23 protein-coding genes are annotated in these 24,585 nt (G+C 72.8%); 11 read left to right on the top strand and 12 right to left on the bottom strand.

What is annotated here, in order from left to right:
* Both AB0F58_RS03045 and AB0F58_RS03040 read left to right on the top strand, forming a co-directional pair.
* Window positions 1–174: a CsbD family protein gene (locus AB0F58_RS03045; protein ID WP_357137096.1), complete on the top strand. Its 174-nt coding sequence runs from the start codon at window positions 1–3 to the stop codon at window positions 172–174.
* 68 nt (window positions 175–242) lie between these two features.
* Window positions 243–671 (top strand): hypothetical protein, encoded by a 429-nt coding sequence (locus tag AB0F58_RS03040; RefSeq protein WP_357137094.1) that lies wholly within the window; start codon window positions 243–245, stop codon window positions 669–671.
* A gap of 108 nt (window positions 672–779) precedes the next feature.
* On the opposite strand, the gene AB0F58_RS03035 is transcribed toward AB0F58_RS03040, so the two are convergent.
* Window positions 780–1,310: a DinB family protein gene (locus tag AB0F58_RS03035; protein ID WP_357137091.1), complete on the bottom strand. Its 531-nt coding sequence runs from the start codon at window positions 1,308–1,310 to the stop codon at window positions 780–782.
* 374 nt (window positions 1,311–1,684) lie between these two features.
* Between AB0F58_RS03035 and AB0F58_RS03030 the strand changes: the two genes are divergently transcribed.
* On the top strand, window positions 1,685–2,272 hold the full coding sequence (locus AB0F58_RS03030; protein WP_357137088.1) for a hypothetical protein: 588 nt from the start codon (window positions 1,685–1,687) through the stop codon (window positions 2,270–2,272).
* Window positions 2,273–2,323: 51 nt separating this feature from the next.
* Here the strand turns inward: AB0F58_RS03030 and AB0F58_RS03025 are convergent, their stop codons facing one another.
* Window positions 2,324–3,565 carry an MFS transporter gene (locus AB0F58_RS03025; protein WP_357138640.1) on the bottom strand — a complete coding sequence of 414 codons (1,242 nt, stop codon included), beginning with the start codon at window positions 3,563–3,565 and terminating at the stop codon, window positions 2,324–2,326.
* A complete protein-coding gene (locus AB0F58_RS03020) occupies window positions 3,562–4,701 on the bottom strand; it encodes a polysaccharide lyase family 7 protein (protein ID WP_357137086.1) in 1,140 nt (379 codons plus the stop codon). The genes AB0F58_RS03025 and AB0F58_RS03020 overlap by 4 nt, the downstream gene beginning before the upstream one ends.
* 279 nt (window positions 4,702–4,980) lie before the next feature.
* On the opposite strand from AB0F58_RS03020, the gene AB0F58_RS03015 reads away from it, so the two are divergent.
* Complete coding sequence (locus AB0F58_RS03015; protein WP_357137083.1) at window positions 4,981–5,430, top strand: DUF4383 domain-containing protein; 450 nt, start codon at window positions 4,981–4,983, stop codon at window positions 5,428–5,430.
* A 37-nt stretch (window positions 5,431–5,467) separates the two neighbouring features.
* On the opposite strand, the gene AB0F58_RS03010 is transcribed toward AB0F58_RS03015, so the two are convergent.
* The 4 genes from AB0F58_RS03010 to AB0F58_RS02995 all read right to left on the bottom strand — a co-directional run bounded on the left by AB0F58_RS03010 (window position 5,468) and on the right by AB0F58_RS02995 (window position 10,862).
* A complete protein-coding gene (locus AB0F58_RS03010) occupies window positions 5,468–7,246 on the bottom strand; it encodes an IucA/IucC family siderophore biosynthesis protein (protein WP_357138637.1) in 1,779 nt (592 codons plus the stop codon).
* 122 nt (window positions 7,247–7,368) lie between these two features.
* Complete coding sequence (locus tag AB0F58_RS03005) at window positions 7,369–7,971, bottom strand: GNAT family N-acetyltransferase (protein WP_357137080.1); 603 nt, start codon at window positions 7,969–7,971, stop codon at window positions 7,369–7,371.
* A complete protein-coding gene (locus AB0F58_RS03000; protein WP_357137078.1) occupies window positions 7,968–9,260 on the bottom strand; it encodes a lysine N(6)-hydroxylase/L-ornithine N(5)-oxygenase family protein in 1,293 nt (430 codons plus the stop codon). Before AB0F58_RS03000 ends, AB0F58_RS03005 begins: the two co-directional genes overlap by 4 nt.
* A 30-nt stretch (window positions 9,261–9,290) precedes the next feature.
* Window positions 9,291–10,862, bottom strand: a complete 1,572-nt coding sequence (locus tag AB0F58_RS02995; RefSeq protein ID WP_357137076.1) for an aspartate aminotransferase family protein — start codon at window positions 10,860–10,862, stop codon at window positions 9,291–9,293.
* Window positions 10,863–11,068: 206 nt separating this feature from the next.
* Here AB0F58_RS02995 and AB0F58_RS02990 point away from each other — a divergent pair, with 206 nt between their 5' ends.
* Both AB0F58_RS02990 and AB0F58_RS02985 read left to right on the top strand, forming a co-directional pair.
* Complete coding sequence (locus AB0F58_RS02990; RefSeq protein ID WP_357137074.1) at window positions 11,069–13,117, top strand: penicillin acylase family protein; 2,049 nt, start codon at window positions 11,069–11,071, stop codon at window positions 13,115–13,117.
* The gene (locus AB0F58_RS02985; protein WP_357137071.1) at window positions 13,101–13,658 is read left to right on the top strand and encodes a GNAT family N-acetyltransferase; all 558 of its coding nucleotides are present in this window, start codon (window positions 13,101–13,103) and stop codon (window positions 13,656–13,658) included. The genes AB0F58_RS02990 and AB0F58_RS02985 overlap by 17 nt, the downstream gene beginning before the upstream one ends.
* A 164-nt stretch (window positions 13,659–13,822) precedes the next feature.
* On the opposite strand, the gene AB0F58_RS02980 is transcribed toward AB0F58_RS02985, so the two are convergent.
* From AB0F58_RS02980 to AB0F58_RS02965, 4 genes are all read right to left on the bottom strand, one after another.
* The gene (locus tag AB0F58_RS02980; RefSeq protein ID WP_357137068.1) at window positions 13,823–14,752 is read right to left on the bottom strand and encodes a siderophore-interacting protein; all 930 of its coding nucleotides are present in this window, start codon (window positions 14,750–14,752) and stop codon (window positions 13,823–13,825) included.
* A 62-nt stretch (window positions 14,753–14,814) separates the two neighbouring features.
* Window positions 14,815–16,923: an iron ABC transporter permease gene (locus AB0F58_RS02975; RefSeq protein WP_357137066.1), complete on the bottom strand. Its 2,109-nt coding sequence runs from the start codon at window positions 16,921–16,923 to the stop codon at window positions 14,815–14,817.
* Window positions 16,920–17,906: an iron-siderophore ABC transporter substrate-binding protein gene (locus AB0F58_RS02970; protein ID WP_357137063.1), complete on the bottom strand. Its 987-nt coding sequence runs from the start codon at window positions 17,904–17,906 to the stop codon at window positions 16,920–16,922. Before AB0F58_RS02970 ends, AB0F58_RS02975 begins: the two co-directional genes overlap by 4 nt.
* 34 nt (window positions 17,907–17,940) lie before the next feature.
* A complete protein-coding gene (locus AB0F58_RS02965) occupies window positions 17,941–18,765 on the bottom strand; it encodes an ABC transporter ATP-binding protein (RefSeq protein ID WP_357137060.1) in 825 nt (274 codons plus the stop codon).
* A gap of 660 nt (window positions 18,766–19,425) precedes the next feature.
* Between AB0F58_RS02965 and AB0F58_RS02960 the strand changes: the two genes are divergently transcribed.
* The 3 genes from AB0F58_RS02960 to AB0F58_RS02950 are packed head-to-tail and all read left to right on the top strand — an operon-like array spanning window position 19,426 to window position 22,031.
* Window positions 19,426–20,532, top strand: a complete 1,107-nt coding sequence (locus AB0F58_RS02960; RefSeq protein ID WP_357137058.1) for a polyprenyl synthetase family protein — start codon at window positions 19,426–19,428, stop codon at window positions 20,530–20,532.
* A 21-nt stretch (window positions 20,533–20,553) separates the two neighbouring features.
* Window positions 20,554–21,432 (top strand): ATP-binding cassette domain-containing protein, encoded by an 879-nt coding sequence (locus tag AB0F58_RS02955; protein WP_357137056.1) that lies wholly within the window; start codon window positions 20,554–20,556, stop codon window positions 21,430–21,432.
* On the top strand, window positions 21,429–22,031 hold the full coding sequence (locus tag AB0F58_RS02950; RefSeq protein WP_357137053.1) for a hypothetical protein: 603 nt from the start codon (window positions 21,429–21,431) through the stop codon (window positions 22,029–22,031). The genes AB0F58_RS02955 and AB0F58_RS02950 overlap by 4 nt, the downstream gene beginning before the upstream one ends.
* Before the next feature lie 34 nt (window positions 22,032–22,065).
* Here AB0F58_RS02950 and AB0F58_RS02945 read toward each other — a convergent pair whose 3' ends face one another.
* On the bottom strand, window positions 22,066–22,812 hold the full coding sequence (locus tag AB0F58_RS02945) for a methyltransferase domain-containing protein (RefSeq protein WP_357137050.1): 747 nt from the start codon (window positions 22,810–22,812) through the stop codon (window positions 22,066–22,068).
* Window positions 22,813–23,062: 250 nt separating this feature from the next.
* Here AB0F58_RS02945 and AB0F58_RS02940 point away from each other — a divergent pair, with 250 nt between their 5' ends.
* Both AB0F58_RS02940 and AB0F58_RS02935 read left to right on the top strand, forming a co-directional pair.
* Window positions 23,063–23,506 carry an SRPBCC family protein gene (locus tag AB0F58_RS02940; protein ID WP_357137048.1) on the top strand — a complete coding sequence of 148 codons (444 nt, stop codon included), beginning with the start codon at window positions 23,063–23,065 and terminating at the stop codon, window positions 23,504–23,506.
* Window positions 23,507–23,528: 22 nt separating this feature from the next.
* Entirely contained in the window at window positions 23,529–24,455 is a 927-nt protein-coding gene (locus AB0F58_RS02935) for an ion transporter (protein WP_357137045.1), read from the top strand.
* Window positions 24,456–24,585 lie beyond the last annotated feature (130 nt).

Below are 24,585 nucleotides of genomic sequence, written 5' to 3'. Positions count from 1 at the left end.
ATGGGTATCGATGACAAGATCAATAACACGTCCGAGCAGGCGGCCGGCAAGGTCAAGGAAGGCGTCGGCCGGGCCACCGACGACGAGCAGCTGGAGGCCGAGGGTCGTAAGGACCAGGCCAGCGCCAACCTCAAGCAGGCGGGCGAGAAGATCAAGGACGTCTTCCGCAGCTGAGTTCCACGTTCCACCTTCCGCGTCGGGTCGGCCCTTCGGTCGGCCCGACGCGCGCGTACGGAGGAAGCATGCCGGTCACCCTCGACGACCTCGGTGCGTGGCTGCTCAAGGGCAACGCGGACAGCACCGACCTGAGCGGCCGGTTCGCCCACGAGCCCCGGGTGCGGGGCTGGTGCGTCCGTCCCGGCTACCGGGCCCGGCTGATGGCGGCCGGGCAGCCGGTCGTCCTCTGGGCCAGCGGGAGCCGGGGGCGGCTGCCGTACGGCGTCTGGGGCGTCGGTCGGCTCACCGGCCCGGCGGTGTCGGACGGCGACGGGTGGACGGTGCCGCTCGACCTGACCGTGCTCGCCCCCGACGACCGGGTGCGCCGCGAGATCCTGCGCGCCGACACCCGCCTGGCGGCGGCCGAGGTGCTCCGCCAGCCGCAGGGGGCCAACCCGTCCTACCTGACGGTGGCCCAGTTCGCCGCCCTCCGCGACCACCTGCCGCCCGTCTGAGCGCTTCGGGCATGGTCACGCTCGGCGGTCCGACCGTCTGCCGCCCGCCCGTCTGAGTGGTTCGGGCACCGGTCGCCGGCCTGGCCGGTCCGACCGGCTACCGCCGCGTCAGCCGGCCGAGCGCGCCGCGCGCAGCAGCCGGAGCTGACCGATCTCGGCGACGTTCTTCATCAGTTCGGCGTTCACCCAGCTCAGGGTGTGCGCGACGGTGTGTGCCGGGTCGTCCTGCCACGGGAAGGTCGCGGGACGGTCGAGGTCGGCGTCGGTGAGCCGGTCCAGCACGGCCAGCCAACGCGTCCGCAGGTCGCGCAGCCAGGCCACGGTCGGCTCCCCGGGGCCGGGCCAGTGGACGTCGGCGCGTCCGCGCGGGGGCCGTCCCTCCAGATGGTCCAGGGTGACGCTCCACCACCAGCCGAGGTGCCAGGTGAGCCACCCGATGGTGGGCACCGGCACCGGATCGGGCTCGGTGTCGGCCCAGTCCGGTATCCACCCGCCGTCGGGGCCTGTCCGCATCGTCCAGCAGAGCGCGGCCGGCTCCCAGCGGAAGTCCTCCGGCTCGATCCGGTCGAGGTGGTAGTCGAACAGCGACCAGGTCAGGTCGAACTGCCACCGGGTGAGCGTGTGGAGAGATGCCGGCATCGGGGCACCATGTCACCGTATCGCCCCGCCCGTCGACCGAATAAGGCCCGCTCGCCCCCACCGGGCCGGGAATGGCCGTGGGGGCCGGTCGGTTGTATCCACCGTGCGGCCGTAGCCCGGCGCTGGTGAGCGCCCGGGTTCGGGTGGCCCCGGGAATGGGGCCGGCCGGCTGGTCGTTACACCATGTCGACGCCGATGGAGCAGCCCGCACGTGGGCCGCCTGGCGGATCCCCCGATCCCCGCCGTCCGGCGCGACGAACTCCCCCGGAAGTTCCTCAGAGCGCCCTTACGCGTGGTGCTTACGCACTGTCCCGTCGCTGCCCAGCTGGGCGGTCTGTCGGGTTGTGCGTCGACCCCCGAACGGAGCTTTGACCATGAACAAGCTTATTCAGCGTGGTGTGCTGTCCATCGCCGGTCTGACCGCTGCGGCGGGCATCGCCGCCGGGCCCGGACTGGGCCTGGGCCAGGACGCGACCCCGGCGGTGACCACCGCGCCGGTGGCGGCGACCCAGCAGGTGTCGACCGACAAGCTGCTGCCCGACGGGGTGCCCGCCGCGCAGTCGACGATCCCCCTGTCGGGTGAGCAGAAGGCCAACGCCAAGGCGATCGTCGAGGCGACGAAGAAGGCCGGCATGGACGAGCGGGCCGCCGTGGTCGCGATCGCGACCAGCCTCCAGGAGTCGAAGTTGGAGAACCTGGGTCACCTGGGTGACCGCAACGACCACGACTCGCAGGGCCTGTTCCAGCAGCGCCCGTCGTCCGGGTGGGGCACGGTCGAGCAGATCACCGACCCGCAGTACTCCACGACGGCGTTCCTGAAGGGCCTGAAGCAGGTCGACGGGTGGCAGGACATACCGCTGACCGAGGCCGCGCAGACGGTGCAGGTGTCGGCCTACCCGGACCACTACGCCCAGTGGGAGAAGCAGGCCGCCGACCTGGTTGCCGAACACTGGAACAAGTGACACCCCACGAGGGCCCCTTCCCGTTCGGTCGGGAAGGGGCCCTCGTGCTGTTCACCTGTCGGTGCGGCGCAGGTCGGCGCTGTGGCGGACCCGCCCGGCGGGCGAGCCGACGATCCAGGCCGCCGAGGTCGCGGCCCCGGCCGCGCCGAGCGCCAGGACGGGGGTGGTGCCCCACTGTTGGGCGAGCCAGCCGGCGAGCAGCGCGCCGACCGGTGCCGAGCCCCAGACGACGGTACGGATCGTGGCGTTGACCCGGCCGTGCAGGTGGTCCGGGGTGAGCGCGTACCGGATCGGTACCTGGTGCACATGGTGGACCTGCTGCCCGAACCCGGCGACCACCTGAGAGGCCAGCACCAGGGTGAACGCCGTCCACCCGGGCGTCAACTCGGCCAGCGGGGTCAGGGCCGCGCCGAGCCCGCCGACCAGCAGGGCGCACGCCATGGTCGGGCCACTGCCCAGGCGGCGGCCGAGCGGTGCGGCGACCACCGCGCCGAGCAGGCCGCCGACCGCCGCGGCACCGAGGGTCACTCCGAGCAGCCACGGGGCGAGCCCCCGTTCCCGCAGCAGGTGGAGCACGAGCAGGGCGGACGAGCCACTGGTCCAGAAGACGAGGGTGGCAGTCGCCAGGGTGACGGCGCGCAGCACCGGCTCGCCGGAGACCACCCGCAGCCCCGCCCGGATGGCGGTCAGCAGGCCGGTGGCCGGTCCGGCGGGGCGGGGTGCGCGGTGCCGGATGGCCAGCACCGACCCGGCGGCGACCAGGTGGGAGAGGACGTCGACCACGACGGCGACCGGCGCGGTGAGCACCTGCACGAGCCAGCCGGCCAGGGCCGGCCCGCCGAGCTGCCCGGTCGACTGGGTCACCTCGATCAGACTCTGCGCGCCGGTGCGCAGGGGCGCGGGCACCAGCGTCGGCACGTACGCCAGGTGGGCGACGTCGAGGAAGACGGCGAGCGACCCGGCGACGACGGTCACCGCGTACAACTGCGGGAGGCCCAGCCAACCGAGGAGCGCGCCGACCGGGACCACCGCGAGCACCACGGCCAGGGCCAGATTGACCGCGACCAGCGCGCGGCGGCGCGGCAGCCGGTCGACCCAGACCCCCACGACCAGGCCGAGCAGGAGGTACGGTGCCCGGCTCAGCGCGGCCAGCACGCCCATGTGCAGCGGGCCGGCGTCGAGCACCACCGCTGCGGTCAGCGGCAGCGCCACCACGCTCACCTGGGAGCCGAGGTACGACACCCCCTGCCCGGCCCAGAGCCGGCGGAAGTCCGGGTCACGCCAGGCGGTCAGGAGTGCGACACGCTCAGGCCGTAGATCAGCGTCTGGCCGTAGTTGTCACTGCTGCACGGCGACGAGTTGCTGCAGTTGGCCTGGGTGTACGCGCCGGCCTTGAAGTACGCGCCGGAGAAGCTCTTGCTGAGCGTGGTCTGGAGGGTGCCGTTGTAGTACGCCTTGACCTGCCCGCCGCTGACCACGAACTTCACCTGGATGCGGGTGCCGAGCTGGTAGCTGCTGGTGACCAGCTTGTGGTGGGCGGTGTCGCCGTTGGTGACGTACAGGTTCGTCCCCTCCAGCCGGAACACGGTCACGTCGTCGCTGCCGTCGTGGATCTGCGCGCCGACGACGTGCGGCTTGGTGGACGGCAGGCGGGTGAAGGCGAGGTCCACGGTCAGGGTGTGCGTACCAGAGTTGGAGGACCAGGCCGCGTTGGACGTGCCGTTGTTCGTCATCTCGCGCAGCTCCGAGCGGGGGTAGCTCGAGCCGCTGGTGGTCACCCCGTTGACCGGGGCGCGGAACTGCACCGCCCGGCACGAGTCGGCGGTGACGAACCACGGGGAGATCTGGTAGTTGTCCAGCGTGGGCTGCTTGATCTCCGTGGGGCTCTCCGCCGGACCGGTCGGCAGGGTGATCTTCCAGTTGGTCAGGTCGAGCACGTCGGCGGGGACGGAGCAGGTGCCGCCTCCGCCGCCGTCCGCCCCGTACACCCGGGCCTCGGTGATGCTGTTCCAGTCGTTGTACGTGTTGCCGTAGCCGACCACCCGGACGTAGCGGGCGGTGCGGTCGGTGAAACCGTACGTCTCCAGTTGCGTGGTGCCGCCGCTGCTCGTCCGCTGGCTCACGACCGTGTTCCAGGTGGAGGCGTCGGCGGAGACCTGCACGGCGAACGTCTGCACCCGCGTGTCGCCCTGGTGCCAGGCGACGGCGATCGAGCCGATCGTGGTGCTCGCCCCGAGGTCGAAGCGGATCCAGGAGCCGTCGCCCTCGGCCGACCAGCGGGTGTTCAGGTCGCCGTCGACGGCATTGGCCGGGACGTTGCCGTCGTGCGAACTGGCGGTCACGGAGGAGACCGGCAGGGTTGTCGCGGCCCGGGCGGGCGCGGCGGTCAGGCCCGAGCCGAGCAGTGCCAGCGGCAGGATGACAGCCATCGATCGTCGCAACGGTACCTCGCAGGGGTCGGGGCAAGCTCCATCGCTTTGCCAACGCCGAGCGACCATAGGAGACAGTTCGGTGAGCGTCAATGTGTTGATGGCCCATGATGTCGCCGTGCGGAAATGGAAGTGCCGAACGGGTCGTTTTTCCCGGGGTTGCCTGATCAGGGGGAGCGTGCCGGACGGCGGTCGATCGCGGTGGTCGCCGCTGTCAGGTTTCAGACAGCTCCAAAGGGGGAGATGCGGTCGGATCTTCCCTTCAGTGGAGGTAGCGACATGGCCACCAGAACCGGTGCTCGCGCCCGGACCAGTCACCCGGTGCGCAGGGCCGCCCAGTTGGTCGGGGCGGTCTTCCTGCTGGTCGGGGTGCTCGGCTTCGTGCCCGGCATCACCACCGGGTACGACTCGATGACGTTCGCCGGACACGAGTCCGAGGCGAAACTGCTCGGCCTGTTCCAGGTGTCGATCCTGCACAACCTGGTGCACCTCGCGTTCGGCGTCGCCGGGCTCGCCCTGGCGCGTACCGTCTCGGGCGCCCGGACGTACCTGGTCGGCGGTGGCGCGCTCTACCTGGTGCTCTGGCTCTACGGCCTGGTGATCGACCACGACAGCGGCGCGAACTTCGTACCGCTGAACACGGCCGACAACTGGCTCCACCTGTTCCTCGGCGTCGGCATGATCGCTCTCGGCGTGCTGCTCACCCGGGGCGGCCGGGCCCGGCGCTAGTCCTGCGCCGGGCCGGGTACCGCTGCCCCGACCTACCTCAGCCGCGCGGGGCGTACCGGGCGAGCGGGTTGGCGAGGGTGCCGACCAGTTGCAGGGCGGCGGACGGGTCGGCCAGGTCGACCATCTGCTCGTTGTTGCGCAACTGGAGCCGGTTGAGGCAGGAGAGGGCGAACTCGTCGGCGAAGAGGTCGTACCGGGCGAACCGCTCGGCCAGGTGCGGCACCCGGTCCCGGTAGTCGGCGGCGCACGCCGCCACCGTCCGCCAGAAGCTCTCCTCGTCGAGCACGCCCTCGGTGGCCAGTACCGCGTTGAGGTGCCGGAAGAAGCAGTCGAAGACGTCGGTGAAGATCGACAGCAGTCGCATGTCCTCCGGGACGTCCGCCTGCACCCGGCGGACCTGCTCGGGCAGCTCCACCGCCGGGTCCATCACGCAGATCTCCTCGGCGATGTCCTTGAAGATCGCGCGTTCGACCGTTCCGCCGTCGAGCACCAGGATGACGTTCTCGCCGTGCGGCATGAACGCCAGGTCGTAGGCGTAGAAGGCGTGCAGCAGCGGCACCAGGTAGGCGTCGAGGTAGCGGCGCAGCCACACCTCGGCGGCCAGTCCGGACTCCTCGACGAGCGCGGCGGCCAGCGAGCGTCCGTCGGCGTCGACGTGCACCAGCGACGCCATGGTGGCCAGCCGGCGGCCCGTCGCCAGGCCCGGCACCGGGCTCTCCCGCCACAGCGCGGCCAGCATCTTCCGGTACGGGGAGTACCGGTCGGTGGCCGCCTCGAACTGCCGGTGCCGGTAGCCGACGGCGGCCCGCTCGCGCAGGAGGGTCAGGCCGGTTCCCGTGATCACCTCGTCGGCGTCGAACAGCTCGGCGAGCCAGTCGTTGATCGCCGGCGTGGCCTCCATGTACGCGGCGGAGAGCCCGCGCAGGAAGCCCATGTTCAGCACCGACAGCGCGGTCTTGACGTAGTGCCGCTCCGGGGCGCTGACGTTGAAGAAGGTGCGGATCGACTGCTGGGCCAGGTACTCGTCCGGTCCCTCGCCGAGGCAGACCAGTCGCCGCCGGGCCACCTCACCGGCGAAGGTGACCGAGAGCCGGTTCCACCACTGCCAGGGGTGCACCGGGATGAGCAGGTAGTCCGCCGGGTCGAGGCCGAGGCCGGTGAGCGTGGCGGCGAACCGGCCGAGGGTTTCCCCACCCAGCTCGTCCGCGACCAGCTTGTCGTAGTCGAGGTCGGCGGCGCAGGTGAAGGTGGCGTGGTCGCGGTGCGCGGCGAGCCAGAGCAGGCGGACCGGGTGCGCCGCCTCCGGGGCGTACCGGTGGTATTCGTGGATGCCGAAGCCGAGCCGTCCGTTGTTCGCGACGAAGCAGGGGTGGCCCTCGGTCATGCCGGTCTCGATGGCCTGGAAGTCGGCGCGGGCCAGCTCGGCCGCGCGCACCGTCGGCCGGCTCAGCTTGTACGCGGTGCCGGCCAGGGTGGAGGTGATCTCCTCCAGGTAGACCGGCAGCACCCGGTCGGAGAGGCCGAGCGTGCCGCGCAGCTCGGTGCAGAGGTCCAGGGCGTCGAGCGGCAGTTCCTGGCCGTCGCGGTGGCGGGTGATGCTCTCCGGGTCGATGTGCCAGTGCTCCAGGGAGAGCAGCCGCGCGGTGAACCGGTACTCGACGCCGCCGTCGTCGCTGCGGACCAGGTACGCCCGCGCGGCCGGACCGGCGGGGTCGTCGCCGACCGGCTCGGGGGTGAGCAGACGTTCGTGGGCGAACTCGGCGAGCGCCTTGCGCACCAGCAGCCGGTTCGCCCGCGCCCAGTGCTCCGGGGTCAGGTGGGCGACGGCCCGTTCCGGGCTCGGCCCGGCAGACGCTTCCGGTGCGGCGACGGACCGTTCCGGGCTCGGGGCTGCGCCGGACCGTTCCGGGGTCGGGGCGGCGACGGACTCGACGGGGTTCACGCGCGGGACTCCTCCGGGGACGGCCGGACCGTGGTGTCCAGGCCGGTGGCTTTCTCGAACATGGCCCGGGTGCAGACGCTGAGCAGCGCCTCCTTCTCGGGCTTGGCGACGGGACCGACCACCTCGAAGCCGACCGCCGCGTTGAGGGCGTGCACCGCCGTGTTGCGCACGTCCGGCTCGACCACCACGCGGTACGTCGCCGGGTCGGCGAAGAGCCAGGCCATCACGGTGGTGATCACGGCGAGGGTGAAGCCGTGCACGGGCGTCCCGGCGGGGGCGCAGAGGAAGTGCATGCCGACGTCGCCCTCGGCCGCGTCGTACAGGCCGACGAGTTCGACCCGTGCCGGGTCGTACCGTTCGGCGAGGAACGCCGGCCGGTCCTGCCACAGCCCGACGAAGGCGTCGTGGTGCGGGTGCTCGTGGATACGGCGGTACTCGGCGGCGACCCGGGCCACGTCCGCGTCGAGCATCAGCCAGTACGCGGCCTTGGGGTGGGTCACCCAGCCGTGCAGCAGCGCGGCGTCCGCGTCCGGGTCGAGGGTACGCAGGGCGAACGCGCCGAGCCGGTGGTCGACCCGGCGGTACACGACGGCGGTCACGATCCGGCACCCGCCGGTACGCCGAACTCCTGGAACGCGATCCGCTTCTCGATCGGGTAGTGCTCCCGCCCGGTCAGCTCCCGGATGATCCACGAGTTGCGGTACGGCCCCATGCCCAGGTCGGGCGAGGTGATGCTGTGCGTGTGGGTGCCCGCGTTCTGCAGGAAGATCTCGCGTCCGGCGAGGTCGACGGCGTAGTTGCGGGCCACGTCGAAGCGGCCGTGGGAGTCCCAGCGGATCCGGTCCCGCACCGGCTCCAGGAAGTCCGGCACCCGGTAGTGGTAGCCGGTGGCCAGCACCAGCCCCTCGGTGTCCAGGGTGAGGTCCCGCTCCTGCTCGACGTGGCGCAGCCCGAGCCGGTAGCTGCCGGTCGCCTCGTCGTACGCGGCACCGGTCAGCTCGGTGTTGGTCAGCAGCCGGGTGCGGACCGGACCGTCGAGGCTGCGGGCGTAGAGCAGGTCGAAGATGTCGTTGATCAGGTCGGAGTTGATCCCCTTGAACAGGTTCTTCTGGTCGGACTCCAGCCGGTAGCGGGTCGGCTCGGGCAACGCGTGGAAGTAGTCCACGTAGTCCGGGGAGGTCATCTCCAGGGTCAGCTTGGTGTACTCCAGCGGGAAGAAGCGCGGCGAGCGGGTCACCCAGTTGAGCTGGTAGTCGTGGCGGTCGAGGTCGCCGAGGAGGTCGTGGTAGATCTCCGCCGCGCTCTGCCCGCTGCCGACCACGGTGATGCTGCGCTTGGCCCGCAGGGCGTCCCGGTACTCCAGGTAGTGCGCGTTGTGGATCATGTCCCCGCCGAGTTCCGCGCAGGCCGGCGGCAGGTACGGCGGGGTGCCGGTGCCCAGCACCAGGTGCCGGCCCCGGTAGGTCACCGTCTCGCCGGTCGCGGCGACCGTGACGTGGACGGTGTAGCCGCCGTCGGCGTACTCGACCGAGGTGACCTGCTGGCCGAACCGGAGCGAGCTCAGCTTGCCGGCCGCCCAGCGGCAGTAGTCGTTGTACTCCCGGCGGAGCGGGAAGAAGCTCTCCCGGATGTAGAACGGGTAGAGCCGGCCCGACTCCTTCAGGTAGTTGAGGAAGGAGTACGGGGAGGTCGGGTCGGCCAGGGTGACCAGGTCGGCGATGAACGGCGTCTGGAGCCGGGTGGACTCCAGCAGCATTCCGGGGTGCCAGTCGAAGTCCGGACGGGCCTCCAGGAAGACGCCGTCCAGGTCGGCGATCGGTTCGGTCAGGCAGGCCAGGCCCAGGTTGTACGGGCCCAGCCCGATCGCGATGAAGTCGTGGGTCGACATGGCTCTCCAGGGAACGAGGGGCGAGGGCGGTCAGCCGACGTGGCAGGGTTCGGCGACGTCGACGGACGGCACCTCCGCGGGGGCCGGCATCGGCACCCCGGTGGCTGTTCGCGCCCGGACGTACCGGCTCGCGTGCGCGGCGACCAGGTCGAGGACGTGCGCGATGTCGTCGATCGTGGTCTCCGGGTTGAGCAGGGTGAACTTCAGGAAGTGCCGACCGTCCACCTTGGTCCCGGCGACGACGGCGGCACCGGAGGCGGCCAGCGCCTCCCGGGCGTGCAGGTTCGCGTCGTCGGCGAGGTGACGCTCCGCCGGCAGGTACCGGAACACCACCGTGCTGAGCTGCGACCGGGTGACCACCTCGAACCTCGGGTCGGTGCTGAGCAGCGTGTAGGTGTCCGCGGCCCGGTCCACCACCTCGTCGAAGAGCGCGCCGAGGGCGTCCGCGCCCATGATGCGCAGGGTCAGCCAGAGCTTGAGCGCGTCGAAGCGGCGGGTGGTCTGGAGGCTCTTGTCCACCTGGTTGGGGATGCGCTGCTCGACCATCCGGGCCGGGTTCAGGTAGTCGGCGTGGTAGGTGGCGTGCCGCAGCACCCGGCGGTCCCGCACCAGCACCGCGCTGGAGCTGACCGGCTGGAAGAAGGACTTGTGGTAGTCGACGGTGACCGAGTCGGCGTGTTCGATGCCGTCGAGCAGGTGCCGCCGGGTGGTCGAGGTCAGCAGCCCGCAGCCGTACGCGGCGTCCACGTGCAGCCACACCCCGGCGGCCCGGCACTGCTCGGCGATGGCCGGCAGCGGGTCGATGGTGCCGAAGTCGGTGGTGCCGGCGGTGGCGACCACGGCCATCACGACCAGCCCGGCGCGGTGGCAGCGGTCGATTTCGCGGGCGAGTGCCTCGGGAAGCATCCGGCGGTCCGGTCCGGTTTCGACGGTGACCACCGCGTCGCGGGCCAGGCCGAGCAGCTTGGCCGACTTCTGCACGCTGAAGTGCCCGGCCGCGGAGGTGAGCACGCGCAGCTTGGGCAGCAGCTCGGCCCGGGGCAGCGGCTGGGAGGCGCAGGACTCCTCCCGGGCCATCAGCAGGGCCTGGAGGTTGGACTGGGTGCCACCGCTGGTGAAGACCCCGTCGGCGGTCGGGCCGAGGCCGATCCGGTCGGTCGTCCAGTCGATCAGGCGGCGCTCGATCAGCGTTCCACCGGCGCTCTGGTCCCAGGTGTCCAGGGAGGAGTTGACCGCGCTGAGCACCGCCTCACCGAGCAGCGCCGGGATCACCACCGGGCAGTTCAGGTGGGCGAGGTAGCGGGGGTGGTGGAACCAGACGGCGTCGCGGAGGTAGACCGCGTCCAGCTCGTCGAGGGCGGCGGCCGGGTCGTGCAGCGGCCGGTCCAGGTCGATCCGGTCGATCTCGGGGGCGAGCCGGTCCGGTGTGATCCCGGAGAACGGGCGGTCGGCTCCGGCGACCCGCCCCGCCACCCGGTCGATCCCGGCGCTCACGGTCCGCCGGTAGTCGTCGACCGTGCCCTGGTTGAGCAGGTACGCGCGGGCGGCCGTCGGCCGGCGGCGCGCCGGGTTCGGCGCGGGCTCGTGCCCCTGGAGGTTCATGGCGTTTTCCTCAACGGTCGCGTGGAGACGGTCAGGGTGGGCCAGCGGCCGGAAACGGACAGACCGGCGCGAGCCGTGGTTAGGTTACCCTAACCTAACTTCTTGTCAAGGAGTTGTGATCGAATCGCGTACCGTCACCGAACGGGATTGTGTGTGAGCCCTCCGGTTACGTAGGTTAGGCAAACCTTATCGATGGAAGGGGTCGGGTGGAACATCAGGTCTTCCGGGATCCGTGGGGAATTCCGCACCTGCGGGCCGACGATCCGCACGCGCTCGTCTTCGCGCAGGGGCGCACCGCGGCGATCGACCGCGCCTGGCAGATCGAGGTGGAACGGCACCGGTCACAGGGGACCAGCGCGTCCTTCCTCGGCCCCGAGGCCCTCGACTGGGACCGGTTCGCCCGGCAGGCCCGGCTCGCCGACACGGCCCGCCGCTGCTACGACAACCTCGACCCGGCCACCGCGACCTGGGTACGGGCGTACGTCGACGGCGTCAACGCCGGCCTCGCCGCCGGAGACCACCGGGCACCGGAGTTCGCCGCCACCGGGCTGGTGCCCGGTCGCTGGCAGCCCTGGACGCCGCTCGCCGTCTGGCTCTCCCACCACGTGCTCTTCGCCGGCTTCCCGACCAAGCTCTGGCGGACCGAGGTAGCCCGGCACCTCGGCGAGGACGCGGTCCACCTCTTCGCCACCGACCGCCCCGACACCGCCGGCAGCAACGGCTGGCTGCTCACCGGCGCGCGGACCGCGGCCGGCGCGGCGATCGTCGCCGGGGACCCGCACCGGTTCATCGAGGACCCCGGCATCTACCAGCAGGTCCGGCTGGCCTGCCCGGCGTACGACGTGGTCGGGCTGGCCGTGCCGGGCGTTCCCGGTATCGCCCACTTCGGACACGCCGGGTCGGTGGCCTGGGCGATCACCAACGCGATGGCCGACTACCAGGACCTCTACGCCGAGCGGCTGCGTCGCCGGGGCGACACGGTCGAGGCGCTCGGCCCGGACGGCTGGCACCCCGCCGAGCGACAGGTCGAGACGGTCGAGGTCGCCGGCGGTGACCCGGTCGAGATCGAGGTGATCGAGACCGACCGCGGGCCGGTGATCATCGGAGGTCCGGACGACGACGGGGCGATCAGCCTCCGCTACCCGCCCCGGGTCTCCGGGAACCTCGGCTTCGCCGCGCTGCCCGCCCTGCTCGCCGCCACCCGGGTGGCCGACGTGGACGCCGCCGTCGAGCACTGGGTGGAGCCGGTCAACGTGCTGCTCGCCGCCGACACCGAGGGCGGCCTGCTGCACCGGGTCGCCGGGGCGGTCCCGGTCCGGGACCGGGCCAACGGGCTGGGTGTCGTCCCGGCCTGGGAGCCCGGTCACGAGTGGCGCGGCTGGCGCGACCTGCCCCGCGCCGAGGTGCGCGACCTCGCCGTGATGGCCAACGACCGGGGTGTCGCCACGCCGCTGGGCGTCGAGTTCGCCCCACCGCACCGGGCGGACCGGATCCGGGACCTGCTCTCCGCCCGCACGGACTGGACCGCCGCCGACCAGGCGACCGTCCACACCGACACCCGGCTGGCCTCCGCCGAGCCGCTACTGACCCTCCTCGCCGGCCTGGACGGGCTCGCCCCGGCCGCCGCCGCGCTGCGGGACCGGATGCTGCGCTGGGACCGCGAGATGCGCGCCGACAGCACCGACGCCGCCGCCTTCGCCGCCGTCCGGGGCGGGGTGGCCCGCCGGCTCGCGGCGCACCCGACGCTCGCCCCGCTGGCCGACCCGGCCCGGTACCCGGCGCTGTTCCACCCCTGGCTCGCCCTGGTGCCGAAGGTCGGCTTCGCGCTGGAGGCCATGCTCACCACGGATCTCCTCCCCGCGACCGACCGGGTCGCCGCCGCGCGGGCCGCACTCGACGAGGTGGCCGGGGCCCCGGCGGTGCGGTGGGGGGACGTGCACCGGCTCGCTCCCTGGGCGGCCCTGCCCGACCCGGAGGAGCAGTGGCCGGGACTGGCCGGCGACCACGACTGCGTGCTCGCCACCTCCAGCGTTCCCGGCGCTACCCACCTCTGCTTCCGGGCGTCGGCTGCCCGTTACGCCTGGGACCTGGGCCGACGCGACGACAGCCGGTGGGTCGTGCCGTTCGGGGCGTCCGGGGTACCCGGCGACCCGCACCGGCGCGACCAGTTGCCGTACTGGCTGCGCGGGGAGATCGTCCCCGTCGTCACCGACTGGGACCGGCTCACCGAGGAGCGAGATGACGAGGCCCACTGACCCGGTCTGGCGGCGGCACGTCGACGGCTTCGGAGAGGTGTCCATCCGGCTGGTCGAGCCGGCCGCCGACGCCGACCTGATCCACGACTGGGTCACCCGGGAAAGGTCCCGCTTCTGGGGCATGCGGGACGCCAGCCGGGAGCGGGTCCGGGAGATCTACACCTACCTGGACTCGCTGACCACCCACCACGCGTATCTGATCCACCGGGACGGCCGCCCGGTGGGGCTCTTCCAGACGTACGATCCGGCGGCCGACCCGGTGGGCGAGTGCTACGACGTGCGGCCGGGCGACTTCGGCATCCACCTGATGGTCGGCCCACCGGACGGCCGCACCGAGCCGGGCTTCACCGGCACCGTGCTCGGCGCGTTCCTCGACTTCGTCCTGGCCGACGAGTCCCGCCGACGGATCGTCGCCGAGCCGGACGCCCGCAACGACCGGGCCATCGCCCGGCTGGTCCGGGCGGGCTTCGTCCCCGGTCCGCAGGTCGACCTGCCGCACAAGCGCGCCCGGCTGCTCTTCCTGGACCGCCCCGACCCCTGACCGCCCCCGCCCCGGACCTGACCGCCCCGCCTCACCCCGCGCCGTTTCGCCGATTCTGCGGTGTCGCGGGCGGGCGAAGGCGCAGGGTCGCCGAGTCCTTCTGTGCGGGCTTGACTCGGGGCGGCTCCGGGGCCGGATCAACGGTGGGGCAGGCGAGAGGGTGGTCAGTCGGCGGTGCGGCCGAGCCGCCAGTAACCCATGAAGGCCACCGCGCTGCGGTCGAGTCCCCGTTCGGCGACCAGGTGCCGGCGCAGTCCCCGGATCACCGCCGCCTCGCCGGCCAGCCAGGCGTAGAGCGGGGCGGCGGGGGGCACGTCCGGCACCTCCCAGAGGATGTCCCGGTCCACGTCCACCTCGGCGAGCGAGCCGGCCGGTGCGGAGAATCCGCCGGCCAGGGCGGGCACGGGCCGGGCGGCCGGCAGCAGTTCCCCGGCGAGCGCCGCCACGGTGGGGGCGAGCCGGCTGCCGTGGGCCGCGCCGATCCGGGGCAGCCAGGTCACGGTCACCCCGGGCGGAGCGGTCACCGGCAGGACGTCGCCGGTGGCGGGCACCTCGATCAGGGCGTGGCCACGGGCGGTGGCCGGCAGCCGCTCCAGGATGGCGCAGATCGCCGGGGCGGCCGTCTCGTCCCCGGCCAGCAGCAGCGTCCCGACCGCCGGGGGCCGGAACTCGAGGCCGCCGTGCACCCCGTCGTACCCGGCGTCCGGGCCGACCAGGGCGAGCCGGTCGCCGAGCCGGGCCCGTCGCGCCCACCGGGTGGCCGGCCCGCCGTCGCCGTGCAGCACCAGGTCGACGTCCACCTCCTGGGCGTCCTGCCGGACCGCCCGGACCGTATAGGTGCGGATGTGGCAGCGGCTCTCCTCCGGCAGCGCCCGCCACCGCTGGTACCAGTCGGGGCCGGACGGCAGCTCGGCCACCGCCTCGCCGGTCTGCGGCAGCGCCACCTTGATCCGCTGGTCGTACCCGTTGTCGGCGAACCGGTCGAGGTCCGGGCCGGTGAAGGTGACCCGCAGGAACGACGGGCTGAGCCGGCGCAGCGCACGGACCTCGACGGCGAAGACGCGCCAGGGCGCTACGGAGAGGGTGCTCGGCATGACGGCCTTCCTTTATCGGTGCGCGGTGCTCCGGCAGAGGTGCCGGACCACCCGTCGGGGACTCAACGTGGCCCGGTCGCCATGCCGCGCGAACGCCACAGCAACCAGACGAAGTAGGGGGTGCCGATGATGGCGGTGACCAGGCCGGCGGGGACCTGGGCGGGGGCGATGACCGAACGGCCGAGGGTGTCGGCGAGGCTGACCAGGGCCGCGCCCAACAGCACGGCGACCGGCAGTACCCGCGAGTGGCGGCCACCGACCAGGGCCCGTGCGGCGTGCGGGGCGACCAGCCCGACGAAGCCGATCACGCCGACCGCGCTGACGGCGGTCGAGGTGAGCAGTGCCGCCGCGCCCAGGGCGAGCAGCCGGGTCCGCTCCAGCCGGACACCGAGCACCCGGGGGGTGTCGTCGTCCAGCGAGAGCAGGTCGAGTTCCCGGCGCGCCGCGACGACGGCCGGGATGCTGAGCAGCAGCGCGATCGCCACCGGGAGCACCTGCGGGGCGGTCCGGCCGTAGGTGGAGCCGGAGAGCCAGGTCAGCGCCTTGCCGGTGTTCCACGGGTCGGAGCTGACGATGATGAAGGTGATGATGGCGGTGCCGCCCTGCCAGACCGCGAAACCGATCAGCACCAGCCGGTCGGAGCTGAGGCCGCCGTACCGGGCCAGTCCGTAGACCAGGGCGAACGCCAGGATCGCGCCCAGCCCGGCCGCGCCGGAGATGGCCGCGACCCCGGCCAGCGGCACGAAGGTGAGCAGGGCCACGGCGCCGATACCGGCGCCGCCGGTGATGCCGAGGATGCCGGGTTCGGCCAGCGGGTTGCGGCAGACCGCCTGCACGGTGGTGCCGGCGACCGCGAGCGCCGCGCCGGCCAGCAGCGCCGCCGTGACCCGGGGCCAGCGCTGGTCCAGCACGAAGGTGTACGCCGGTCCGGTCCGCCCCTGCACCCAGTTGACGACGTCACCGAGGAGGACCCAGGTGTCCCCGGCGAGCATGCCGAGCACCATCGCCCCGACCGTCACCGTGGCGGCGGCGGTGACCACCATGAGGTGGAAGGCGCGGGAGCGGATGGCCGCGTGTCCGCCCGGGGGCCGACGGGTGGGGCCGGCGTCCCGGTACCGGCGGGCCAGCCAGACCATCAGCACGGCGCCGAAGAGGGTGGTGACCACCCCGGTCGGCACCTCCACGCCGGCCTGGCCGCCGAGCACGGCCCGCAGCAGCACGTCGGAGCCGAGCACGATGAGCACGCCGACGATGCCGGAGAGCGGCAGCAGGACCCGGTGCCGGTGCACCCCGGGGACCACCCGGCCGAGCAGCCGGACGATCACCGGCGCGCAGAGCCCGACGAAGCCGATCGGCCCGGCGAGGGTCACCGCGGCGGCGGAGAGCAGGACGGCGAACACGATCACCGTGACCCGGGTGCGCCGGACGTTCAGCCCGAGCACGGTGGCGGTGTCGTCGCCGAGGGCCAGCACGTCCATCCGGTGCCCGAGCGCCACCAGCACCACGGCGACGATTCCGATCACCGGGGCGAGCTGCTTGAACGCCGTCAGGTCGGCCTGCACCAGCGAGCCGTTGCCCCAGGCGAACAGGCCGATGGTGGCCTGCTCGAACAGGAGCATCAGGAGCATGGTGATCGAACTCAGGGCGAGCGCGGTGGCCGAACCGGCGAGGACCAGCCGGGTCGTGCCGGCCTGCCCACCGGTGGCCAGCGTCATCACCAGCCCGGCCGCCGCGAGGCCGCCGCAGAAGGCGAGACCCCCCGACGGGAGCGCGGGCAGGGAGATGCCGAACGCCGCCACGGCCACGATGGCCAGGTGGGCCCCCGCGTTGACCGCGAGGGTGTCCGGGGAGGCCAGCGGGTTGCGGGCCAGCGACTGGAGGGCGGCGCCGGCGAAACCGAGCGCGACACCGACGGCCAGCCCGGCGAGCAGGCGGGGGATCCGGGACGCGACCAGCACCCGGGCCGCCTCGTCGTCCGATCCGGTGAGCAGGCGCAGCAGGTCGAGCGCGCCGACGGTCGAGGTGCCCTGGGTGAGGTGCACCGCCGTGACCACCAGCAGCAGGGCGGTGGCTACGGCGAAGGCGGTGACGACCCGGGTGGGGGCGAACGGTCCGGTCGGGGCCGGCCGGATGGCCGCCCCCGACCGGGCAGGTGCGCTGAGCTGGCTCAAGCCGTGTAGACCTTCACGAACTCGTCGATGTACTGCTTGCCGGAGAGCGGTCCGCCGAAGGTCCAGATGCCGTCGGGCATCCGGTGCAGCTTGTTCTGCTGCACGAAGGGCAGCGCCTTCCAGATCGCGTTGCCGGCCAGGCCCTGCTTGAAGACGTCGTCGCCGTCCGAGGCGTTGTAGAAGAAGGTCAGGTCCTGCCCCTTGAGGACGGTCAGCCCCTCGACATCGGTCTGGCCCAGCCCCCACATCTCGTCGACCTTGCCGTTCCAGGCGTTCTTCAACCCGAGTTGGATGCCGATCTGGGAGACGAACGCGCCCTGGCCGAACATCCGGATGGTGACGTTGCTGCCGTCCTTCCAGCCGTCGGCCACGGTGAACTGCTTCCCGGCGGCACCGGCGTCGGCGAGCTTCTTCTTGGCGTCGGCGAGCGCGCCGTCGAAGTCGGCGAGCAGCTTCTCGCCCTCGGCGGTCTTCCCGGTCGCCTGAGCGATCATGGTGACGTCCGACCGCATCCGGCCGAGGTTGTCCTTGGCGTCGCTGCCCTTGGTGACCAGCACCGGCACGTACTTCTCCAACTGGTCGACCAGGGTGGCGCCCCGCTCGGCCTCCATCACCACCAGCTCCGGCTGCAACGCGACGATGGCGTCGACGCTGGGCTCGGCCCGGGTACCGACGTCCTTCACGCTGGCGTCGAGCTTGGCGGCACTGACCCAAGTGGCGTACGCCTTGGTGTCGGCCACGCCGACGGGCATGACGCCAAGGGCGACCAGGGTCTCGGCCTCGGCCCACTCCAGCGCGACGACCTTGGTGGCCGGCGCCTTCAGGGTGACGGCCTTGCCCCGGCTGTCGGTGACGGTGACCGGGCCGCTGGACGCGGAGGCCGAGGTGGAGGGGCTCGCGGCCGGGTCTTCGGTGGTGCCGCAGGCGCTGAGCGCGAGCGCGGCGACGGCGGCGACCAGGAGGGTCGCGCGGGTACGCATCATGACGGTCTTCTCTGCTCGTGATTCGGTTGTCGGGTCAGGTGAGGGCCCGGGTCGAGTGCCGGCCGACGGGTCGGGTGGAGAGCAGCCCGTTGAGCGGATCGACGGTCACCTCGATGCGGATGCCGTACGTCTCGGTCAGGGCCTCCTCGGTGAGGACGTCGACGGGCGCGCCGGTGGCCCGGACTCGCCCGGCCTGGAGGAGCACCACCTCGTCGGCGACGGCGGCGGCCTGGTTGAGGTCGTGCAGGACGACGCCGACCGCGACACCGTCGGTGTCGGCGAGGTCCCGCATCAGGTCGAGGATCTCCACCTGGTAGCGCAGGTCGAGGAAGGTGGTCGGCTCGTCGAGCAGCAGCACGCCGGTGTCCTGGGCCAGGCAGGTGGCCAGCCAGACCCGCTGCAACTCCCCGCCGGAGAGTTCGTCGACCGGCCGGTCCGCCATCGCGGTGACACCGGTGGTGGCCATGGCCCGGTCGACCAGGGCCGGGCCGTCGGGGTCGCCGGCCCGCCAGCGGCCCCGGTACGGGTGTCGGCCGTAGCCGACCACGTCCCGGACGGTGACACCGTTGGGGGTGGGACGGCTCTGGGCCAGCAGGGTGACCCGACGGGCGAACTCGCGGGGGGCGAGCGCCCGGGTCGAGGTGCCGTCGGCGAGCTGCACCTCGCCGTGCTCGAGCGGGTGGAGTCGGGCCAGTCCGCGCAGCAGCGTGGACTTGCCGCTGCCGTTCGGCCCCACCAGGGCGGTCACCGCGCCGGGGCGTAGCGTGATGGCGGCGTCGTGGACCACGGTCGCACCGTGGTAGCCCAGACGCAGATCCACGCCGCGCAGGCCTTCGGCGCGACTGTCCCGACCACTCATGGCGGTTAGGTTAACCTAACCTTAGTCGGAGCTGTCAAGGTTGGGTGACCCTCCTGTCGCCAGTGGTGAACGGGGCTGGCGGTCGCGTCGTCGGCGCGCCATTTTCCCTCCGGCATCCGGGGCGGTGGCGGGAAATGTGCCGGGGTGGCCGGACCAATGCGCGGGCGGTTGCCCGGCAACGGTGACGACCCCGCTGGCGCGCGGCGGTCGAACCGCAGGCCAGCCCGGTTCTGGAAGTGTGTCTACGGTCGTCGTGGCGAGGGCTGCCCGAACCGCCGGTGTTCCGTCGTGAACAAGCCTGAGCTGGGCAAACGGTGATCGGCCATGGCGTTGCCGGGCGGGGCCGCAGGATTCGGGGAAATGCCCGTGGCGGGCCGCCCACAGGGTCGTCTTCCGATACAATCCATCGAGCGTTGCCGAATTGTTTCCGGTCATTGTCCAAACCGGTCGCGCAGTGCGTGAACCGCTGCCTCCGCGAGGGGAAAAGGGCCAGCGAGTGTGGACGGTCGGACGTCACGACGGCGGGGCGGGGAAATCGTCCACCCGGCGGTCCGGACCGTCGGTCGCCCGGCCCCGCCCGCCGGTGACGGATCCGGCGACCCGACCCGTCGGGCCCGCGCGGTGGTGTTCCGCCGCGCGCCGGCTGAGGGGAGAACACCCATGATCAACCTTGGGGGCGCGGCCCGGACGGTCGCCGCAGGCCCGACGACGGTCGTCTCCGACCCCGTCGCCGGATCGTTCCGGGAAGAGGTCGACGCGGTGCTCGCCGACTTCCTCGCCGGGAACCTCGACACCGCCGGCGACGAGGACTGGCGGCACGGCATCGAACTGCTCCGCTCCTTCGTCCTGGGCGCGGCCGGCAAGCGGACCCGGCCGACCTTCTGCCACCTGGGCTGGCGGGCCCGGGGCGGGGACGGCCCCGGCGTGGTGCGCGTCGCTGCCGCCCTGGAGCTGTTCCACGCCTTCGCGCTGATCCACGACGACGTCATGGACGACAGCGACACCCGGCGCGGCCGGCCGACCCTGCACGTCGACCTCGCCGACCGGCACCGACGACGCGGCTGGCGCGGTGACGCGGAGCGGTTCGGCCGGAACACGGCGATCCTCTGGGGGGACCTCTGCCTGGTCTGGTCCGAGCAGCTCTTCCAGAGCGGCGGCAGCGCCGAGCGGGTGGCCCGGGTACGGACGCTCTTCCAGCGCATGCGGGTCGAGGCGGTGCTGGGGCAGTACCTCGACGTCCGGGCCGAGGTCGCCGGGGCCGGGCTGGCCGACTGCCTGCGGATCCTGCGCTACAAGTGCGCCCGCTACACCGTGGAGCGTCCGCTCCAGATCGGGGCCGCGTGGGCCGGTGCCGACGACGCCGGGCTGGCCGCCCTCTCCCGGGTCGGCGTTCCGCTCGGTGAGGCGTTCCAGCTCCGCGACGACGTGCTCGGGGTCTTCGGCGACGACGGGCTCACCGGCAAGTCCAACCTGACCGATCTGCGCGACGGCAAGGCGACCGTGCTGATGGCGCTGACCCGGCAGGCCGCCACGGCCGCGCAGAGCGCCGAGATCGAGCGGTGGCACGGTGACCCACACCTCGACCGGGCCGGCGCGGACGTGCTGCGGGAGATCATCGTCGACACCGGCGGCCTGCGGCGGGTGGAGGAGATGATCGCCACCCGGACCGAGGAGGCCGTGGCCGCGCTCCACGACGCCTCGATCGAGGACGACGCCCGCACCGAACTGGTCGGGCTGGCGCGTAGGCTCTCGGTCCGGAGTCGCTGACGCCCCGGGGGACCACTGCGCATGATCGAGGCCCGCGAGCTGAGCAAGACGTACGGCCGGGTACGCGCCGTCGACGGGGTGAGCTTCACCGCCTCCGCCGGCCGGGTCACCGGGTTCCTCGGGTTGAACGGTTCCGGCAAGACCACCACGCTGCGCATGCTGCTCGGACTGGTCACGCCGACATCCGGGCAGGCCCTGGTCGACGGCCGCCGCTACCGCGACCTGCGGCACCCGGCACGCCAGGTCGGCGCGGTGCTGGAACAGGGCATCGGCCACCCGGGGCAGACCGGCCGCGCCCACCTGGTCACCCAGGCGGTCTTCTCCGGCGCCGGCCGGTCGCGGGTGGACGCGTTACTCGACCACGTCGGGCTCGGGCACGCCGCCGACCAGCGCGTCGGCGGGTACTCGCTGGGCATGCGGCAACGCCTCGCGGTGGCCACCGCCCTGTTGGGCGACCCGTCGATCCTGGTGCTCGACGAACCGGCCAACGGCCTCGACCCGGAAGGGATCGCCTGGCTGCGGGGGCTGCTGCGCGACCACGCCCGCGCCGGGGGCACCGTGCTGATCTCCAGCCACCTGCTCGCCGAGGTGGCGCAGCTCGTCGACGACGTGGTGATCATCGCCGAGGGGCGGGTGGTCCGGGCGACGTCGCTGGTCGACCTGACCCGGGGCAGCGAGGCCCGGGTCCGCGTCCGGGGCGGGAACCCGGGCCGGCTGTGGCACGTCCTGACGGACGCGGGTGCGCGGATCACCACCGACGGACCGGCGCTGGAGGTGGCCGGCCTCTCCCCGGAACAGGTGGGCGAGCTGGCGTTCCGGGCGCAGGTGCCGATCTACGAGCTGACCGTCCGCACACCCGACCTGGAGCAGGTCTTCCTCACCCTGGCGACGGCCCGGTGACCGCCGTCCTGCGCAGCGAGCTGCTCCGGGCGGTGACCCTGCGCTCGTCGGTGGTCACGCTGACCGTGCTGGTCGCGACGGGGCTGCTGTTCGGCACGTTCGAGGCCGGTATGTGGGCCCTGCTGGTCGGCCTCGGCGCGTTCGGGATCGGGGTCGTCGGCACCACGCAGCACTTCCAGCACCGGACGGCGGTGCTGCTCCACCTGGGACAGCCGCGCCGGCTGCGGGTCCTGACCGGCCAGGCCGCGGCGTACGTGCTGATCGGGCTCGCCGTGGCGGCGCTCAGCGGGATGACCGTGCTGGTCGGCGGGAAGACCGACCGGTACGCCAGCGCCCTGGTGGCGGTGCCGCTGATGGCCGTCTTCGGCGTTGCCACGGCGGCCGTGGTCCGGCGTACCACCTGGTTGTTCCTCGGGAGCGCGGGGTGGTTCATCTTCGTCGAGGGACTGCTGGGCCGGCTGAAGCTGCCGCTGCCGTTCACCACCTTCCTGGACGGCAGCACCGGGGACGCCCGCGCCCTGGCCCTCTTCGCCGGCTGGACGGTCCTGGCACTGGCCGCCGCGGCGGTCGCCGTGCACCGTGACCTGACCGGCGACTGACCGGCGTCCCCTCGCCAGCCGGCCCGCCCTCCGGTCAGCGGCGGCGCAGGGCGAAGACCCCCCAGCCGAGGTACTCCCGGACGTACCGTACGTGGCGGACCGGGTCCTCGGTCAGTTCGGCACGCAGCTGCGGGGCGAGGTCGTCGTCCGGGTTGTCGTCGAGCCACCGGCGCAGGTTGAGCCAGTGCGCCGCCGCGTACCGGTCCCAGCTGTCCTGGTCGGCGAGGACCATCTCGACCAGGTCGAAACCGCACCGCTGGAACAGCTCGACGAGGCCCGGCAGGTCGTGGAAGTCGTCCCGGGAGGCGGCGTGGCAGGCTGTCACGGTCGCCTGGTCCGGCGGCGTCCGCCGCCAGTAGGGCTCGCCGACCAGCAGTGTCCCGCCGGGGCGCAGACCGCGTTCCAGGATGGCCAGGGTGCCGGGGACACCCCCGCCGATCCAGGTGGCACCGACGCAGGCGGCCACGTCGACGGGCTCGTCGGGTACGTACGCCGCGGCGTCGCCGTGCACGAACCGGACCCGGTCGGCCACCCCGAGTTCGGCGGCGCGGTCCCGGGCGGCGGCGGTGAAGGCGGTGCTGATGTCGACACCGGTGCCGGAGATCCCGTGCTCCCGGGCCCAGGTGCAGAGCAGTTCGCCCTTGCCGCAGCACAGGTCGAGGAGGGACATGCCGGGGCGCAGGCGGATCGCCCGTCCGAGCGTGGCCAGTTTGCCGGCGTCGAACGGGTTGAGGATGCGCAGGTCGCCCTCGCGGATGACGTGGCTGCGGTCGAGATCCAACGAACGACTCCTCAGCGCCGGTGCGGTCGGGACCGCCGGGGTGGTGGCGGTCGGTCCCTCGTCCGGAGGGTAGGCCCGGGTGCGGCGCGCGCCAATCCGAATACTGCCCGCCCCGGTGACCTGTGCCGCGGTGAGCACCGTTCATGATTGACCCGGTCGGCGTGGATGAGGTGCGCCGACGACGGACACGGGCGTACCGGTCGGAGGGCCGGGGACGCCGACCGTGTCGGGGCCGATCGGGGGAGGAGCCGTGAGCACGTTGGACATCGCATACCACCGGCAGGTGGAGATCGCCGCGCCGGCCGAGGAGGTCGCCGGGGTGCTGCGGGACGTGGCGGGCTGGCCGCGCTGGAACGCGTCGGTGGCCCGGATCGACCGGCCGGCGTCCGGGGCGCTCACCGTCGGCGAGACCATCCGGCTCAAGCAGCACCGCCTGCCGGCGAACACCTGGACGGTCACCCGGGTCGACGGGTCCGGCTTCGTCTGGACGGCGACCAGCCCCGGGGTCCGCACCACGGGCGACCACCAGGTGCGTCCGACCGGTCCGGGGCGCTCCGAGGCCACCCTCACGCTGCGGCTGGACGGACCGCTCGCCCGGCTCACCGCCCTCTTCGGAGGTCGGCTGATCCGCCGCTACCTGGACCTGGAGGCCGAGGGGTTGCGCCGGGAGGTCGAGCGGGACACCGCCCGATGAGCAGCACGGTGGCTGCGGCCCGGTGAGCGGCGTCACCACCCGGACCGCCGGCCGGTCCGGCCTGGCCGACCGGTGCGGTCGGATCGCCCGGTCCCGCCCGTTCGAGATCGCCATCGTCGTCGTGATCATCGCCAACGGGGTGGTCCTCGGCGTCGAGACGTACCCGCACCTGGGGGTGGCCGGGCCGATCCTGCGCGGCCTGGAGTGGTCCTTCCGGGCGGCCTTCGTCGCCGAGATCGTCATCCGGCTGCTCGCCTACGGCCGCCGACCGCAGGACTTCTTCCGGCACGGCTGGAACGTCTTCGACTTCGTGGTGATCTCGGCGATCTTCCTGCCCGGCCTGCACGGCGACTCCGCGCTGCTGCGGGTGGTGCGGGTCGCCCGGATGGTCCGGCTGGTGCGCTTCTCCCCGGGCCTGCGGACGATCGTCGCCGCGTTGTGGCGCAGCCTGCCCGGGGTCGGCGGCTTCCTCGCACTGGCCGTGGTGACCCTCTACGTCTACGGGATGGCCGGCTGGCTGATCTTCGCCGAGACCCACCCGGAGGAGTACGGGGACATCGGGCGCTCGCTGCTCACCCTGTTCGTCCTGCTCTCCCTGGAGACCCTGCCGGACCTGATCGAGCAGGGCATGGCGGTCTCGCCGTGGACCCTGCTCTACTACGTCAGCTACGTGCTGATCACGGTGAACCTGCTGCTCAACATCCTGATCGCGGTCATCGTGAACTCGATGGAGGAGGCCCGCCGGTTGGAGATGACCGAGCGGCTCGCCCCGGACTACGACGCCGACGGTGACGGCGTGCCGGACGAACTCGACCGGATCGCGCTCACCCAGCGGCTGGACGATCTCCGCGCGGTCATCGCGGAACTCGAACGGGAACTGCGCATCGACCGTGACGATGCTCACCAGCGGTCACCGCACCGTCACCCGGACCGCCCGAACGGGCACTGACCGCGCGTCGTCTCCGGCGTGTCGCCTGGCCAGGGAGTGTTGCGCAGAGTAGTTGATCGATGACTTACCTCCCGAGCCGTGTCGATGACCCGTCTTCCCGGATATCGTTGGGGAAAAGCCCGGTGGATCT

It is taken from the genome of Micromonospora sp. NPDC023956 (genome assembly GCF_040639195.1).
GTDB lineage: Bacteria > Actinomycetota > Actinomycetes > Mycobacteriales > Micromonosporaceae > Micromonospora.
The sequence above is the reverse complement of the archived record's forward strand: the minus strand, read 5'-3'. Positions and strand labels throughout refer to the sequence as shown.

Bases quoted from the DNA above. Each gene is read 5' to 3' on its own strand.
- AB0F58_RS03045 (WP_357137096.1), top strand. From the start codon at position 1: ATGGGTATCGATGACAAGATCAATAACACGTCCGAGCAGGCGGCCGGC.
- AB0F58_RS03040 (WP_357137094.1), top strand. From the start codon at position 243: ATGCCGGTCACCCTCGACGACCTCGGTGCGTGGCTGCTCAAGGGCAAC.
- AB0F58_RS03035 (WP_357137091.1), bottom strand. From the start codon at position 1,310: ATGCCGGCATCTCTCCACACGCTCACCCGGTGGCAGTTCGACCTGACC.
- AB0F58_RS03030 (WP_357137088.1), top strand. From the start codon at position 1,685: ATGAACAAGCTTATTCAGCGTGGTGTGCTGTCCATCGCCGGTCTGACC.
- AB0F58_RS03020 (WP_357137086.1), bottom strand. From the start codon at position 4,701: ATGGCTGTCATCCTGCCGCTGGCACTGCTCGGCTCGGGCCTGACCGCC.
- AB0F58_RS03015 (WP_357137083.1), top strand. From the start codon at position 4,981: ATGGCCACCAGAACCGGTGCTCGCGCCCGGACCAGTCACCCGGTGCGC.
- AB0F58_RS03000 (WP_357137078.1), bottom strand. From the start codon at position 9,260: ATGTCGACCCACGACTTCATCGCGATCGGGCTGGGCCCGTACAACCTG.
- AB0F58_RS02995 (WP_357137076.1), bottom strand. From the start codon at position 10,862: ATGAACCTCCAGGGGCACGAGCCCGCGCCGAACCCGGCGCGCCGCCGG.
- AB0F58_RS02985 (WP_357137071.1), top strand. From the start codon at position 13,101: ATGACGAGGCCCACTGACCCGGTCTGGCGGCGGCACGTCGACGGCTTC.
- AB0F58_RS02980 (WP_357137068.1), bottom strand. From the start codon at position 14,752: ATGCCGAGCACCCTCTCCGTAGCGCCCTGGCGCGTCTTCGCCGTCGAG.
- AB0F58_RS02970 (WP_357137063.1), bottom strand. From the start codon at position 17,906: ATGATGCGTACCCGCGCGACCCTCCTGGTCGCCGCCGTCGCCGCGCTC.
- AB0F58_RS02965 (WP_357137060.1), bottom strand. From the start codon at position 18,765: ATGAGTGGTCGGGACAGTCGCGCCGAAGGCCTGCGCGGCGTGGATCTG.
- AB0F58_RS02960 (WP_357137058.1), top strand. From the start codon at position 19,426: ATGATCAACCTTGGGGGCGCGGCCCGGACGGTCGCCGCAGGCCCGACG.
- AB0F58_RS02955 (WP_357137056.1), top strand. From the start codon at position 20,554: ATGATCGAGGCCCGCGAGCTGAGCAAGACGTACGGCCGGGTACGCGCC.